Raw genomic sequence first — 16043 nt, forward strand, 5'->3', positions numbered from 1 at the left:
AACCCGGATATTGATAAAAACAACATTTCGCCGTTCTTTTATGAGTTCGTGTGCGCAAGGTTGATTTATTTCCAAATCAATTGCCACTCATCAGCAGGCGCAGCTGGCCTGCACCAGGGTCCGTTATGTACTCTCTCCTCTACGTTGACGATGAACAGGGACTGCTGGACCTTGGCCAGCTTTTTCTGGAAAGTGACGGGGAGTTCAGGGTCACCACAGCCATCTCCGGAAATGAGGGGCTGCGGTTTCTTGCCGGACAGGAATTCGATGCCGTGGTCTCCGATTACCAGATGCCGGAGATGAACGGCATCGAGCTGCTGAAGAAGGTCCGGAAATCGTACGGGAATATCCCGTTCATCCTTTTCACCGGCAGGGGCAGGGAAGAGGTGGTCATCGAGGCCATCAACAACGGCGTTGACTTCTACCTGCAGAAAGGGGGGGATCCCAAAGCCCAGTTCGCCGAGCTTGCCCACAAGGTACGGCAGGCCGTAACGCGGAGGCGGGCGGAGGCTGCCCTCTCGGAGTCAGAGAAGCGGCTGTCGGATATCATCAACTTCCTCCCGGATGCGACCTTTGCCATCGATACCGCCGGTGTTGTCATTGCCTGGAACCGGGCAATGGAACGCATGACGGGTGTCAGGTCGGAGGACGTGCTCGGGAAAGGAGATTACGAATACGCGCTGCCGTTCTATCACGAGCGCCGGCCCCTGCTCATCGACCTTGTCCTCAATGACAGCCCCGAAATTGCGAAGAAATACCCGTTCGTGAAACGCGAGGGGAAGACACTCATCTCCGAGATTACGATCCCGCACTTCAATGACGGGAAGGGCGCGGCACTCTGGTTCACCGCATCTCCCCTCTATGACCGGAAGGGAACCGTTGCAGGAGCTATCGAGTCGATCCGTGAGATCACCGAGAGGAAGCGGGCAGAGACCGCGCTCAACGAGAGCGAGCGGCGGTTCCGCGAACTGGCCGACCTGCTCCCACAGGGAATCTACGAGGCGGATAACGACGGACTGATAACCTATGCCAACCGGCTGGCACTGGAGATGTTCGGGTATACGGCAGAGGAAATCGAAACGGGAGTCTACGCCCTGAACGTCATTGCACCCGTGGACCGGGAACGCGCTGCTGCGGTTTTTTCCCGGTTGACCGCAACAGGAGACCACGGAGGGGCGGGTCTGGAGTATCTCGCGGTGCGAAAAGACGGCACCCTGTTTCCGGTCTCCATCTTTTCCTCGCCTGTATATCGTGATGGCAGGATTGCCGGCTTACGGGGTGTTATCGAGGATATCACCGAACGGAAAAAGGCAGAGGAGAGGCTGATCTCTGCAAACAGGGAGTATACCAGCCTGCTCGACCAGATCCAGGATATTTATTACTTCAGCAACATGGAGGGGCGGCTCGTCAGGGCAAGCCGTTCGCTGGCGACACTCCTCGGATACGATGACATCGCCGAATGTATCGGGCGCAGCATCGCGGATGACTTCTACCTGAACCCGTCCGACCGGAAACCGCTCCTTGACGAGATCCGGCGGAACGGCAGGGTGACCGGCTATGAAATCCGGTTAAGGAAAAAAGACGGGACGCCGGTATTTGTCGAGGTCAGCAGCCACCTTGCCTATGATCATGAAGGAAAGGTAACCGGTGTTGAAGGAACGTTCCATGACATCACGGCCCGGAAAAAAGCGGAGGAGGAGCTCCGGGCTGCCTACGAGCAGCTGACTGCAAACGAGGAGGAACTGAAAGAGCAGTACAACGAGCTGGCCGCGAGCGGGCAGCGGATCCGCGAGAGCGAACAGAAGTACCGGACCGTCTTTGAGACTACCGGGACCGCCATGCTGATGATTGAGGACGATACAACCATCAGCCTTGTCAACAGCGAATTCTGCCGCCTGAGCGGTTACACGCAGGAAGAGATCGAGAATAAGAAGAAATGGACGGAGTTCGTTGTTCCGGAAGATCGCGAGCGGATGCTTGCCCGGCACCGCGGGAGACGGACAGATACAGCCGTTGCCCTGAAACAGTACGAGTTCCGGTTTGTCAGCCGTTCCGGAGAAATCCGGCACATCCTCCTCTCCATCGACATCATCCCCGGCACGAAAAAGAGTGTTGCCTCCCTTCTCGATATCACGGAGAGGAAGAAGGCTGCCGATGAACTCCAGGCCGCGAACGAACAGCTCGCTGCAACGGGCGAGGAACTCCGGGCGCAGTACGAGGAACTTGCCCTGAGCGAGAAACGGGTCCGGCTCAGCGAGGCGCGTCTTAAGTACATGCTCGGGTTCTATGAGTTTGCACAGAAGAGCGAGAAGGAACTTATCGCGTATGCCATCGAGGGGGCGGGGATCGTCACCGGAAGCCCGCTCGGGTACCTGGCCTTCCTGAACGATGATGAGACCGAGCTTTCCATGTATGCATGGTCAAAGAACGCCATGGCCGAATGTTCGATGGTGACAAAACCGATCGTCTACCAGGTCGAGAAGACCGGGCTCTGGGGCGAGGCCGTGCGGCAGCGGCGCCCCGTCATCACGAACGATTATGCTGCCCCGAACCCGGCCAAGAAAGGATATCCCGAAGGGCACCCGCATATCGTCCGGCACATGAATGTCCCGGTCATCGACAACGATCACATCGTGCTCGTGGCAGGAGTCGCGAACAAGGAGAGCGGGTATACAGAGACTGATGTGAACGAACTGCTCCTTCTTGTGCAGGGGCTCTGGGAGAATCTCAAGCGGAGGCGTGCCGAGGAGATAAAACAGGAGAGCGAAGCGAAGTTCCGGAACGTCATTGAGAATGCACCGGTCGGCATGCACTTTTACTCGCTCGAAGCGGACGGGTCGCTTATGTTCCGGGGTGCCAATCCCGGTGCTGACCGGATCCTTGGTGTCGACCATACCCGGTTCATCGGAAAAACCATCGAGACGGCGTTTCCCAGTCTTGTCACAACAGAGATCCCGGCACATTACCGCAGGATTGCCGCTGAGGGCGGAACCTGGCAGACGGACCAGATCACCTACGACGGCCAGCAGATCCGCGGGGCCTTCGCGGTGACCGCTTTCCAGACCAGGCCCGGTGAAATGATTGCCACGTTCGTGGATATCACCGCCCGCAAAAAGACCGAGATGGCGCTCCGGGAAGCATACGAGCAGCTCACCGCAAGCGAGGAGGAACTCCGAGAGCAGTACGACTCCCTTGCCTCTGCGGAAGCAGAGATCAGCGCCCGCCGCAGGCAGCTCGAGGAGATCGCCTCCAACGTGCCGGGGGTTGTCTTCCAGTTCTTTGCCCGCCCGGACGGCAGCAGGGGATTGTACTATGCCGGCAGCCATGCACGGGAGATCTTCGGTCTCGAACCGGATTTGGATAACTTCTTCTCCGCCTTCACTGACGGTGTCCACCCGGATGACCGGGAGCGTTTCCTTGCCTCGATTGATGAAGCGGTCGGGCAGAGGGCTGACTGGCACTTCGAAGGGCGCTTTATCAGGGCATCGGGGGAGATCATCTGGTTTGAGGGGAGATCCACGCCGGTTTCCCGCGGGGACGAGCTCGTATTTTCCGGCGTCCTTTCGGATATCACGGGCAGAAAGAAGATGGAAGCGGCAATCCTTGAGAGCGAGGAGCGCTACCGTTCCCTTGTTGAACTCTCACCGGTTGCCGTGGTTGTCCACAGCAGGGATAAGATCCTCTTTGCCAACCCGGAGGCTCTCCGTCTTGTCGGGGCAACAACACAGGAGGAGGTTGTGGGCAGGGACATTTTACCCTTCATCCACCCTGACGACCGCGCTATGGCGAGGGAAGATTTCCGCCTGCTGTATGAAGAGGGCCGGACAGTACCGCTCAAGGAAGAGCGTCTCCTCCGGCTCAATGGGGAACCCTTCAATGTCGAGGTGACCGCCTCACCGATCCAGTTCCAGGGGGGATCGGCAGTCCTTGTGGTGTTCCGGGATATCACCCGCCGCAGGCAGGCCGAGGCTGCGCTTGCCGAGAGCGAGCGGAAGTACCGGACGGTCTTCGAGACGGCAGAAGAGGGTATCTGGATTGTCGATGCCGGATTCAGGACCGTCTCTGCCAACCGGAAAATGCAGGAGTTGTTTGGTTATACCGAAGAGGAGATGAGGGGGCGCCCGGTCTGGGATTTCGTTCCTTCGGATGAGGCAGAGTCGGTGAAACTGGAGCTCTCCCGGAGGCCGCAGGGGATTCCCGGCCGTTACGAGCGCGGGTGGGTCAGGAAAGACAGTTCGATCATCTGGTGCCTGACCTCCGCAACACCGCTCTTTTCCCCGTCGGGAGAGTTCCTCGGATCGTTCGGGATGTTCACCGATATTACCGAACGCAGGCGGGCGGAAGATGCCCTCCGTGCAAGCGAGAAGAAATACCGCCTGCTCGTCGAGAATATTCCCTTCGGCATCACGCTGATCGATGCAGATCACCGGATCGTTATGTCGAATACCGCCCAGGGGCAGATGTTCCAGACGGATGAAAGATTATGGCCGGGGCGGTACTGCTACCGGGAGTTCGAGAAGCGCGATACCGTCTGCGCGCATTGTCCCGGAACGAAGGCCATGGCCACAGGTGTCTGTGAGGTGGTGGAAACCGAAGGAGTACGGGATGACGGAACAAGGTTCCATGCCCGCATCCATGCAATCCCCCTGCCGGATGATGAGGGAAAGGCAACGAGATTTATCGAAGTCGTCGAGGATATCACCGAACGGAAGAAAGCTGAAGATGCCCTCCGGCAGGATGAGGAGAAATACCGTACCCTTATCGAGACTACCGGAACCGGTTACGTCATCATCGACCAGGACGGACACGTGCTTGATGCAAATCCCGAGTACGTGCGCCTGACCGGCCATTCGCGCCTTGAAGAGATCACCGGCAGGAACGTGATCGAATGGACAGCGGAACATGAAAAGGAGAGAAATGCAGAAGCGGTCCGGCAGTGCCTGCGCGACGGGTTCATCCGGAATTTCGAGATCGATTATGCGGGCAGGGACGGCACAATCATCCCGATCGAGATCAATGCAACGGTTCTCCGTTCAGAAGGGTCTGTCCACATCCTGACTCTATGCCGGGACATCAGTGACCGGCAGAAAATCCAGGACGCCCTGAAAACAAGTGCCGAAGATTACCAGACCCTCCTGCAGACAGCCATGGACGGGTTCTGTATCATCGGCATGGACGGGGCGATCATCGATGTCAACGAGGCTTTCTGCAGATCGCTCGGATACTCCCGCGATGAGGCACTTGCCCTTTCACTCCGTGACGTGGAAGCCAGGGAGACTGATGAAGATACCTCCCGCCATATGGGGACTATCCTCAGAAAAGGATATGACCGGTTCGAAACACAGTGGCGGCGGAAGGATGGCAGGATTGTCGATACCGAGGTCAGTGTTCTTTACACCGGCACGCACGGGGGTCGTTTTATCACGTTCAGCCGAGACATCACGGAACGCAGGAATGCGGAACATGCGCTGCGTGAGAGCGAAGCCAGGTTCCGGGCAGTCATCGACCAGTCCTTCCAGCTGATCGGCCTGATGACCCCTGACGGTACCCTGATCCATGTAAACCGGGCCGCACTTGCACTCATCGGGGCCTCCGAACCCGATGTTGTCAACCGGCCGTTCTGGGAGACTCCGTGGTGGGCGCATTCAGAAGAACTCCGGGAAAAACTCAAAGATGCCATCAGGCGGGCTGCATCCGGCGAGACCGTGCGGTTCGAGGCAACCCACCCGGCAGCAGACGGGCACCTTGCGTACATTGATTTCTCGGTAAAACCGGTCGTGGACCCGGATGGCAGGATCCGCTACCTGATTCCCGAAGGCCGGGATATCACGGAGATAAAGCAGACGGAACGTGCACTGCAGGCAAGCGAAGAGCAGCACCGGATCCTTGCCGGGCTCCTTGATCTGATACCCGCGTCGGTCACCGTCCATGATGCGGAGGGCAGGTTCCTGTATGCGAACCAGAAAACCTTTGAATATCACGGATATACGAAGGACGAATTCTACCGGATCAACCTCCATGATCTGGATGTGCCGGAGAGCGAGAGACTGATCAATGACCGTATCCGCGAGCTGCGTGAACGGGGATCGGCATCGTTCGAGACACAGCATTTCCGGAAAGACCGGTCCCAAATCCCTCTCCTCATCAATGCCATGATGACAACCTGGGGTGGAGAACCGGTTATCCTCAGCATTGCAACAGACATCACTGAGCACAGGAATATCCGGAATGCCCTGCAGCAGAGCGAGGAGAAATACCGCACGCTGGTCGAGTCATCGTTTGACGGCATCGCCATCCACCAGGACGGCGCCGTCGTCTATGTCAACCGCACGGGAGCAATGCTTCTCGGTTCCGAGGACCCGGAGGTTTTTATCGGAAAACCTGCCATCAGCATCATCGCCCCGGCATTCAGAGAAACGATCGCGAAGCGGATACAGGAATCTGCCGAAAAACCCCTCGGTCTTCTCCGCGAACAGTTCCTGAAGCTCGACGGGACACCCATCGATGTCGACGTCATGACATCCCCCACGACATGGAACGGGCGACCGGCTTCGTATGTCACCTTCCGTGACATCACTGCACAAGTGAAAGCCGAGGAAAGTCTTCGCGAGAGCGAGGAGAAATTCCGTACGCTGGTGGAAGTCAACCGCGATATTATCTATTCGCTGGGCACCGACGGAACGATCCTGTATATCAGCCCCCAGACGGAGACGCAACTCGGGTACCGGCCCGATGAGATGATCGGGCAGAACTTTGCCAATTACATCCATCCTGACGATCTCGGGACACTTCTGAGCCACATACGGGAGCATGCCGGAACCGGCACGGACATCCAGGCAGACCGGTTCCGTGTACGCAGGAACGATGGCGCATACCGTTGGTACGAGGACAAGTCAATATATATATCGGATCACCGCGGCAGCCGGATTGTCGCGGGGACGATCCGGGACATCACCGATGAAAAGGCTGCACAGGATGCGCTGCGCGAGAGCGAGGAGAAGTTCCGGACACTGGTCGAGACCACCAGCGATTTCATCTGGGAGGTTGATACCACAGGAAAATACACGTATGTCAGCCCCCAGGTCAGCCGGATTCTCGGGTACGAACCCGGTGAACTTATCGGGAAGACTCCCTTTGAACTCATGCCTCCCGACGAGGCTGAACGGATCTCTGCCGAGTTCAATCTGCTTGTCCGGAGCGGTCTCCCGATAGCGGGGCTGGTGAACAGGGCCCTGAGAAAAGATGGTTCGGTTGTCATCCTTGAGACAAGCGGTACAGTCCGGACAGCCGATGACGGCCGTTTCCAGGGATACCGCGGGATCGACCGGGATATCACGGAGCGGACGAAGACCGAGGAGGCCCTGCGCGAGAAGACCGAGGAGCTCAACCGGTTCTTCTCGGCGAGCCTCGACCTGTTCTGTATCGCGGATACCGACGGGCATTTCCGCCGCCTGAACCCGGAATGGGAGAAGACGCTGGGGTACACCCTTGGCGAACTGGAAGGCCACCGGTTCCTCGACTTCGTCCACCCGGATGACCTTCCTACCACCCTGTCAGCAGTAGCGGATCTCAGAGGACAGAAGAATGTCCTCAATTTTACGAACCGGTTCCGTCATAAGGACGGGACCTACCGGTGGATCGAGTGGCGATCCCTGCCGATGGGCAGCCTGATCTTCGCAGCAGCCCGGGATATCACCGCCCGCCATGACGCTGCCGAACGGACCGCCCGCATCAGCGCGCTCAAGCAGGATTTGCTCCGGACCGCACCCCCTGAGGAAAAACTGAAAAGAATCACGGATGCATTCGTTGATATTTTCGGTGCCGACTTTGCACGGATCTGGATCTCGGGGCCCGGGGATCTGTGCAGCCGGGGATGCATCCATGCGGACGTGACAAAAGGGCCTCATATCTGCAGGGACCGCACGAAATGCCTTCACCTCATCGTGAGCTCCGGGAGGTACACCCATACTGACGGGGATCATCGCAGGGTGCCGTTCGGGGCGTACAAGATCGGGAGGATTGCCACGGGGCAGGAATCACAGTTCATCACCAACGATGTCACCCGCGATCCCCGTGTCCATAATCATCCCTGGGCAGCTTCCCTCGGGCTTGTTTCCTTTGCCGGTTTCCGGCTGGTCTCAGCGGATGGAAAGCCGATCGGCGTCCTTGCCTTCTTCAGCAGGTTGCCGGTACTGCCGGAGATAATGGATGATCTCGCCGATATGGCCACTACAGCATCGCAGGTTATCCAGACCGGCATGGCCGAACAGGCACTCCGGGAGAGCGAGAGCCGCCTCAGTTCAATCCTGCATGGTTCACCGGTCCTCCAGTTCGTCATCGACCGTGGCCACCGGGTCATTTCATGGAACCGTGCGCTCGAAGAGTACAGCGGCATCCGGGCAGATGACATTATCGGAACGGACATGCAGTGGCGTGCGTTCTATGCGGAAAAACGCCCGGTTCTTGCAGACCTGCTGGTCGACCAGGATATCGAAAAAATCGATACATGGTATGCGGGGAAGTTCGCAAAGTCACGATATGTTGAGGGTGCCTATACCGCAACTGATTTCTTCCCGCACATGGGTACTTCCGGTAAATGGCTCTCGTTCACTGCTGCCCCGGTACGGGACGAGATGGGGACAATCATCGGCGCAGTGGAAACTCTCGAGGATATCACCGAGCGCATCAATGCCGAGAACGCGCTCCGCCAGAGCGAGGAATGGGCCCGCACGATCCTGGATACCGCCCAGACCGGCATCATTATCGTTGATGCGGATACTCACCGCATCCTCGAAGCCAACAAAAAGGCACTTGACCTCCTCGCTCTTCCCGCTGAATCGGTGACCGGTTCGGTCTGTCACCGGTTCATCTGCCCTGCTGATGAGGGAAAATGCCCGGTTACTGACTGTAAACAAACGGTGGATACATCGGAACGGATCCTGATAACGGCGGACGGAACGAGATTGCCGGTCCTGAAGACTGTCGTGCAGGTAACCATGGGTAACAGGGACGTTCTTGTCGAATCGTTCGTCGATATCTCCGAGCATAAGCGGTCGGAGTCCGCTATCCGGGAGGCCAACCGGAAGCTCAACCTGCTCTCCAGCATCACCCGGCACGATGTCGCCAACCAGCTCACGGTCGTGCACGGCTATACGCAGCTGGCGGCAATGAAAGAACCTGACCCGGTTGTGAAGGATTTCCTTGCCAAGATCGAGGCTGCGGTGGTGACGATCCAGCGCCAGATCGAGTTCACGAAGCAGTACCAGGAACTGGGGGTTCACGCACCGGCATGGTTCAATCTCGGCGACGTGATACGCAAAGCACGGCCCGGGAACGTCCGGCTCCGGTGCTCCTGCGATACCTATGAAGTATTTGCCGACCCGATGATCGGCCGGGTCTTTTACAATCTGTTCGACAACGCGATGAAGTATGGTGAGCATGTCACTCTGATCACAGCCGGGTGTAAACAGCAGGGGGATGAACTGCTTGTCACGTTTGCCGACAACGGAGTCGGGATCCCGCTTGACGAGAAAAGGAAGATCTTCGAGAAAGGATACGGGAAGAACACGGGGTTCGGCCTCTTCCTTGCCCGGGAGATCCTGGCAATCACCGGCATCACGATCCACGAATCCGGGAAGGAAGGCAAGGGGGCCCGGTTCGAGATCGTTGTGCCAAAGGGGGCGTTCAGGAAGAGATCCTGAACCGCCGCACGCGTGAAGTTCCCTGATCCCCCCGGGGTATCTGCCATATCCCGATCGCTGGGTATATACCCAGCGGCAGGAAAGGATCTCTGCAGAGGTTATTGTTCCATGAAATTTTCAGGAAGCAAGACCGAAAAGAACCTGCTCGCGGCGTTTGCCGGCGAGTCGCAGGCACGGAACCGTTACAGTTTCTTTGCCAGCATTGCACGGAAGGAAGGGTACGAGCAGATCGCCGCGGTATTCGAGGACACGGCGCAGAACGAGCGGGAGCATGCCAAGCTCTTTTTTTCGCAGCTGAAGGGCGGCGACGTTGAGATCACTGCCGCTTACCCGGCAGGTGTTATCGGGACGACAAAAGAAAACCTCAAAGCTGCGTACGAAGGGGAGAAGATGGAATGGGGCACGCTGTACCCTGCCTTTGCAAAGACCGCGGAGAAGGAGGGGTTCCTCGAGATCGGGCGTCTCTTCTCCCGCATCGGGAAAGTCGAGGCCAGCCACGAGGCGAGGTATAAGAAACTCTACCAGAACCTGGTGAAGGGGACCGTCTTCAGGTCTGCAAACGAGACAAAATGGCACTGCCGGAACTGTGGCTATGTTCACGAAGGGAAAGCTGCCCCGGCAAAATGCCCGGTCTGCGACCACCCGCAGGCATACTTCGAGCTGAACGCAGAAAACTATTAACCCTTTTTTACTGTTTTGGGGAGATGGTTCCACACGGTGACAAAACCCGGCAGGCTTTCCGATCCGGAGATCCTTGTCTGTCAGTCCGATCGATATTCATCGAGGTCGGGTAAGGAAACGTGCGGTCATGTCTTCCGCTGCCATCAGGCTCCTGGAATATCTTCAGTATTCATCATAACATTCAATACCATTGTTGCCGATTCTGACATACTGAATATCCCGGCCCGGAATGTACCGGTTTCTTCGGATGTTTTCCATACTCTATGTTGACGATGAGCCCGGCCTGCTCGAAATTGGTAAACTGTTCCTCGAGCAAAGCGGGCAGTTTACCGTAGAAACGCTCACCTCTGCAACGGAGGCCCTCGAGATCCTCCGGAAAAAACGGTACGATGCCATCATCTCCGATTACCAGATGCCCGTTATGGACGGCATCGGCTTTTTAAAAAACGTCAGGGCTTCGGACAAGAATGTTCCGTTCATCATCTTCACCGGCCGCGGCCGCGAGGAGATTGTCATCCAGGCATTCAATGAAGGGGCGGATTTCTACCTCCAGAAAGGGGGAGAGCCGCTTTCGCAGTTTGCCGAGCTCGGGCACAAGATAACGAAGGCTATCCTCCAGAGGAGGGCCGAGGCAAGTATCCGGGACCATGAACGCCGCGAGGCAGACATCATCAACTTTCTTCCCGACGCAACCTTTGCCATCGATACCCGGGGAGTCCTTATCGCATGGAACCGGGCCATGGAGAAGATGACCGGTGTCAGTGCGGACAGTGTGCTCGGGAAGGGAAATTATGAATACGCGCTCCCGTTCTACCACGAGCGCCGGCCCCTGCTGATCAATCTTGTCCTTGACGATGACCCGGCCATTGCGGAAAAGTATCCCTTTGTAAAAAGGGAAGGAAAGACGCTCTTCTCAGAGATCACGATCCCGCACTTCAACGAGGGCAGGGGAGCGGCGCTCTGGTTCACGGCATCTCCCCTGTACGACAAGGACGGTGCGATTGTCGGGGCCATCGAATCGATCCGCGAGATCTCGGACTGGAAACGGGCAGAGCAGGCACTGAACGAGAGCGAACGGAGGTTCCGCGATCTTGCGGACATGCTGCCGCTTGCCATCTACGAGACAGACGAAAAAGCAAACCTGACCTATGCAAACAGGATGGCTTTCGAGCTCTTCGGGTATACCCCGGAGATCCTCAGAACGGGGATGAACGTGATGGCCATGCTCGCACCGGAAGACCGCGATCGGGCACGGGCGCGGCTCGGCCGGATGATCAGCGACGGAAAAGTCCGGGAAGACAATATCGAATACCGTGCGCTCCGGAGGGACGGCAGCACGTTTCCCGTCTCCATCTACTCGTCTCCTGTCCTCCGGGACGGGAAAACTGCCGGTGTGCGGGGCATCATCATCGATATCACGGAGCGCAGGACCGCGACAGACAATCTCCATGCCAGCGAGGAGAAGTACCGCACGGTCTTCGAAACAACAGGTACTGCGACGGTCCTTATCGAAGACGACGGTACAATCAGCCTCGCAAATTCCGAATTCGCGCGGCTGAGCGGATACCCGAAGGGCGAGATCGAGAACCGGAAGAAATGGACAGAGTTTGTCGTAGAAGAAGATCTTGAACGGATGCTTGCCCAGCACCGGCTGAGACGGATAGACCGGAAACACGCCCTTACGCATTACGAGTTCCGCTTCAGGTCGCGATCCGGTGAGATCCGGGACATCTACCTGACCATCGATGTCATTCCCGGCACGACGAAAAGTGTTGCATCGCTCCTGGACATCACGGAGCGGAAAAATGCTGAACGCAGCCTCGTTGCAGCAGACCAGGAGTACAAAAACCTGCTCGACCAGATCCAGGATGTCTATTACCGGAGCGACGCCGAAGGACGGCTGGTGAAGGTAAGCCGGTCCTGGGCAACCCTGCTCGGGTACGACGATGTCGGGGAATGTATCGGGAGGCGCATTGCGGAAGACTTCTATTTCACCCCCGGGGACCGCAAAGCATTCCTCGATGAGATCTACCGGAACGGGAAGGTCACCAGTTATGAAGTCATGCTCAAAAAGAAGGACGGAACCCCGGTCCTGGTAGCAACCAGCAGCCATCTGTATCGCGATGCTGCCGGGAACGTTGCCGGTGTTGAAGGTACGTTCAGGGACATCACCAAACAGAAGCAGCAGGAGAACATCCTCCGTATCCAGCGTGATCTTGGCATGCGGCTCCAGGAGCTCAGGGACAGGGATGAGCTCCTGGATGCATGCCTTGACGCGGCAATACGGATCTCGGAGATGGACGCGGGCGGTATCTATCTTGTTGACGAGGCAACCGGTTCCGTGGACCTTGCCCTCTCAAAAAATCTCGGGAAAGACTTTGTTGAATCCGTGTCCCGTTACGCACCAGGTTCAGCGAATGCTCAGATCGTTTTTTCCGGAAAGCCCCTGTACACAACGAACGCGCCGGAGGGTGTTCCTCATTCGGAAGTTCAGGATCAAGAGGGGCTCCGGGCCCTTGCTGTTGTCCCTGTCTTCTCCCGGGGCCGGATTGTCGGGTACCTGAATACCGCATCGCATACGCGTGACGATATCCCGCATGAATCGCGGATCGCCCTCGAGATGATCGCCACCCAGATCGGTTCAGCCATCGGCCGTGCAAAGGCCGATGAAGCCCTGATCGCCAGCGAACAGCGGTACCGGAACATTGTTGAGGACCAGACAGAATTCATCTGTCGTTTCCGGCCGGACGGGACGCATGTCTTTGTCAACGATGCGTACTGCAGGTACTTCGGCCTTTCGCGGGAGGAGATCATCGGGCACCGCTTCCGGCCGGATATCCCGCCGGCAGACCGGCCTGCCGTCCGGCAGTTTTTTATGTCCCTGACACCCGAACACCCGGTCGATATCATCGTTCACCGGATCGCGATGCCGGATGGCAGTATCCGCTGGCAGCGCTGGAGCGACCGGGCCATATTCGATGATACCGGAAAACCGGTTGAGTACCAGTCGGTGGGCCGGGATATCACCGAGACAAAAGAGGCCGAGGCGGCTATGCTCGAGAGCGAGGCCCGGTACCGGAGCCTTTCGGAAGCATCGCAGGACCTGATCTTCGTTATCGACCGGAACGATCGTATCGTGTACGTAAACGGGAGTGCTGCAAACATGTTCGGCTGTACCGTGGATAAGATCCTTGGCAGAGAACGAAACACCCTGTTCCCGCCGGATGTTTCTGCCGGACAAAAGAAAGCAATCGACCGCGTCCTTGCAACCGGCAAAGGATTCCGCAGCATGGGGAAACTGAGCTTCAGGGGGCAGGAACGATGGTTCGACCATTCGCTGATGCCGATCTGTGATGCGTCGGGAGTGCCATTTCAGGTCGTTGGCATATCCCGCGATATCACGGAACTGAAAAATATCGAGGAAGCACTCCGCCAGAAGAGCGAGGATCTCGATTCCCGAAACCGGCTCATCAGCACGCTTCTCGATACGGTCCCGATCGGGATCTTCATGGTCGAGGCCCCGACGGGCAAACCGATCATTGCCAATTGCGAGGCCACACGGCTCCTCGGGCGCGGGATCCTGCCGGATGCAACTGAGCAGAACCTTGCCGAAGTGTACGAGGCTTACCGGGAGGGGACGTCGCAACGCTACCCGATGCATGAGATGCCGATCGTCCGCGGCATGTATGGCGAAAACCGCCATATCGACGATATGATTGTAGTCCGTCCCGATGGTACGACCGTCCAGCTGGAGGTATTCGGAACACCGCTCACCGACACCCGGGGCCAGGTCACGGCAAGTCTTGTCAGTTTCCTTGATATCACGGACCGGAAACGGGCAGAAAAGGTCATCCGGGAGGCCAACCGGAAGATCAACCTCCTGACCAGCATTACGCGGCACGACGTGGCAAACCAGATCACGGTCCTGCGGGGATATGCAAGGATAGCAATGATGAAAAAGCCCTCCCCCGAGATCACCGAAATCCTGCAGAAGATCGACGAGGCCATCTCTGCGATCGCGCACCAGATCGCGTTCACGAAGGCGTACCAGGAGCTTGGCGTGCAGGCCCCGGGCTGGCAGAGCATCCGCGACATCATTGCGAGGCAGAAATCCGACGGCATATCCCTCACGTGCACCTGCGATGCCGAGATCTATGCAGATCCCATGCTCGAGCGGGTCTTCTTCAACCTCATCGACAACGCGGCCCGGCACGGCGGAAATGTGACAGCGATCACCGTCAGCTGCCGGCCTGCTTCCGACACCCTTACCATCATTGTCTCCGACAACGGGGTCGGAGTCCCCTCCGACCAGAAGGAGAGAATCTTTGACAAGGGATTCGGGAAGCACACGGGATACGGTCTCTTCCTTGCCCGCGAGATCCTCGCGATCACCGGTATCACCATTCACGAAACCGGTACACCGGGAAGGGGTGCGGTCTTCGAGATTACCGTTCCGAAGGGTACCTACCGGCTGAAAGCATGATCCGTCAGGGTATCCAGGTGACGATTCCTGAGAGAGAGGGTAGTACAGACACTGGTTCCCGCCCTGTTCATCATATCCAGCCCAGCCGGACCCACCGTTTGTAATCGTCGGTCCGGAGGTCCTGGTTTTCTGCAACAATTTCCCGGAAAAAATCGCGGTTTCCCCGGATCTCCTCTTCCTGCTGAGGGTCAGAAAAACCGTGCGTGATCGCGTCGGCAAGCTTCCGGCCGAGCGCACGGGCCCGGGGTTCCTCTGCATCAACAGCCGCCGCCTCCCCTCCCGTGGCAACGCTGATCCCGCCCACGGAAACAACGGCAAGATAATTGAGTACGTGATTCTGGTACGCCACCACCTCATCGCCGCCGGACATGTGCGTTGTCGCAACCGAACAGCCGTATTTGCCGGCAAGCAGCTGGTAGTGGATCGCGTCTGCGAGCCGATCGAAAAAGACCTTCATCTGGCCGGAGACATTGTCGATGTACACGGGTGATGCAAACACGATTCCGTCAGCAGTCTTCATGCGATCGACAAGTCCCGCAACATCGTCGTCGTTGATACAGATGCCGTTCAGCGAACAGGCATCGCAGGCAGTGCAGGGAACCACCCGGAGATCGCAGAGATCGATGATCTCGGTCTCAGCCCCGGCTTCCGCTGCCCCGTCAAGGACATACTGAACGAGCCTTCGCGTGGTGCTCTGCACTGTCCGGGGGCTCCCGTGGATTGCAAGAATTTTCATGGCATCTGTCGCTCCTGCTCAGAACATGGGTCGGCGGAGGATATTATGATGCGCGGAAAGAGGGGGCCTCATGAGAGAGAAAGGGGCTGGCAGCGCAAAAAACCGATTATCTGCCTGCCATAACTTCAAGCTTGTCGCCGATGAATGAGCCGATGATGAAGATGACGAGGAAAAGGAAGATCTCGATGAAGATCCCGGGTATCCCCAGGATGCTGAAGTCAAAACTGATCCCCCCGGGATAGAGATAGTCCGCTGCCAGAACGAAGATAATCCCGAGGCCCAGGCCGACCACGACCCCGTTTTTCAGGAGCAGGTAGTAGTCTTCCTTTCCCTTGTGCAGAAAGCCAAAAACAATGCCCAGTACCAGGTTCAGAAGTTCAAGGATCATGGCAGTTCTTCCGGTTACGGCAGTATTGCCTCGGTTCTGCAAAAAGGTTTATGG

5 protein-coding genes are annotated in these 16043 nt (G+C 57.5%); 3 read left to right on the forward strand and 2 right to left on the reverse strand.

Features of this window, described 5'->3' with window-relative positions:
* Positions 1-125 precede the first annotated feature (125 nt).
* From A4E33_RS05780 to A4E33_RS05790, 3 genes are all read left to right on the forward strand, one after another.
* A complete protein-coding gene (locus A4E33_RS05780) occupies positions 126-9701 on the forward strand; it encodes a PAS domain S-box protein (RefSeq protein WP_292346740.1) in 9576 nt (3191 codons plus the stop codon).
* A 108-nt stretch (positions 9702-9809) separates the two neighbouring features.
* A complete protein-coding gene (rbr, locus tag A4E33_RS05785) occupies positions 9810-10382 on the forward strand; it encodes a rubrerythrin (RefSeq protein ID WP_292346741.1) in 573 nt (190 codons plus the stop codon).
* A 247-nt stretch (positions 10383-10629) separates the two neighbouring features.
* Positions 10630-14865, forward strand: coding sequence for a PAS domain S-box protein (locus A4E33_RS05790; protein ID WP_292346742.1), 4236 nt, complete (start codon positions 10630-10632; stop codon positions 14863-14865).
* Positions 14866-14935: 70 nt separating this feature from the next.
* Here the strand turns inward: A4E33_RS05790 and A4E33_RS05795 are convergent, their stop codons facing one another.
* Positions 14936-15601 carry a flavodoxin family protein gene (locus tag A4E33_RS05795; RefSeq protein WP_292346743.1) on the reverse strand — a complete coding sequence of 222 codons (666 nt, stop codon included), beginning with the start codon at positions 15599-15601 and terminating at the stop codon, positions 14936-14938.
* 106 nt (positions 15602-15707) lie between these two features.
* A complete protein-coding gene (locus tag A4E33_RS05800; RefSeq protein WP_292346744.1) occupies positions 15708-15989 on the reverse strand; it encodes a hypothetical protein in 282 nt (93 codons plus the stop codon).
* Between the last annotated feature and the right edge of the window lie 54 nt (positions 15990-16043).

This window comes from Methanoregula sp. PtaB.Bin085 (assembly GCF_002067035.1).
Lineage (GTDB): Archaea > Halobacteriota > Methanomicrobia > Methanomicrobiales > Methanospirillaceae > Methanoregula.

Bases quoted from the DNA above. Each gene is read 5' to 3' on its own strand.
- rbr (WP_292346741.1), top strand. From the start codon at position 9,810: ATGAAATTTTCAGGAAGCAAGACCGAAAAGAACCTGCTCGCGGCGTTT.
- A4E33_RS05790 (WP_292346742.1), top strand. From the start codon at position 10,630: ATGTTTTCCATACTCTATGTTGACGATGAGCCCGGCCTGCTCGAAATT.
- A4E33_RS05800 (WP_292346744.1), bottom strand. From the start codon at position 15,989: ATGATCCTTGAACTTCTGAACCTGGTACTGGGCATTGTTTTTGGCTTT.
- A4E33_RS05795 (WP_292346743.1), bottom strand. From the start codon at position 15,601: ATGAAAATTCTTGCAATCCACGGGAGCCCCCGGACAGTGCAGAGCACC.
- A4E33_RS05780 (WP_292346740.1), top strand. From the start codon at position 126: ATGTACTCTCTCCTCTACGTTGACGATGAACAGGGACTGCTGGACCTT.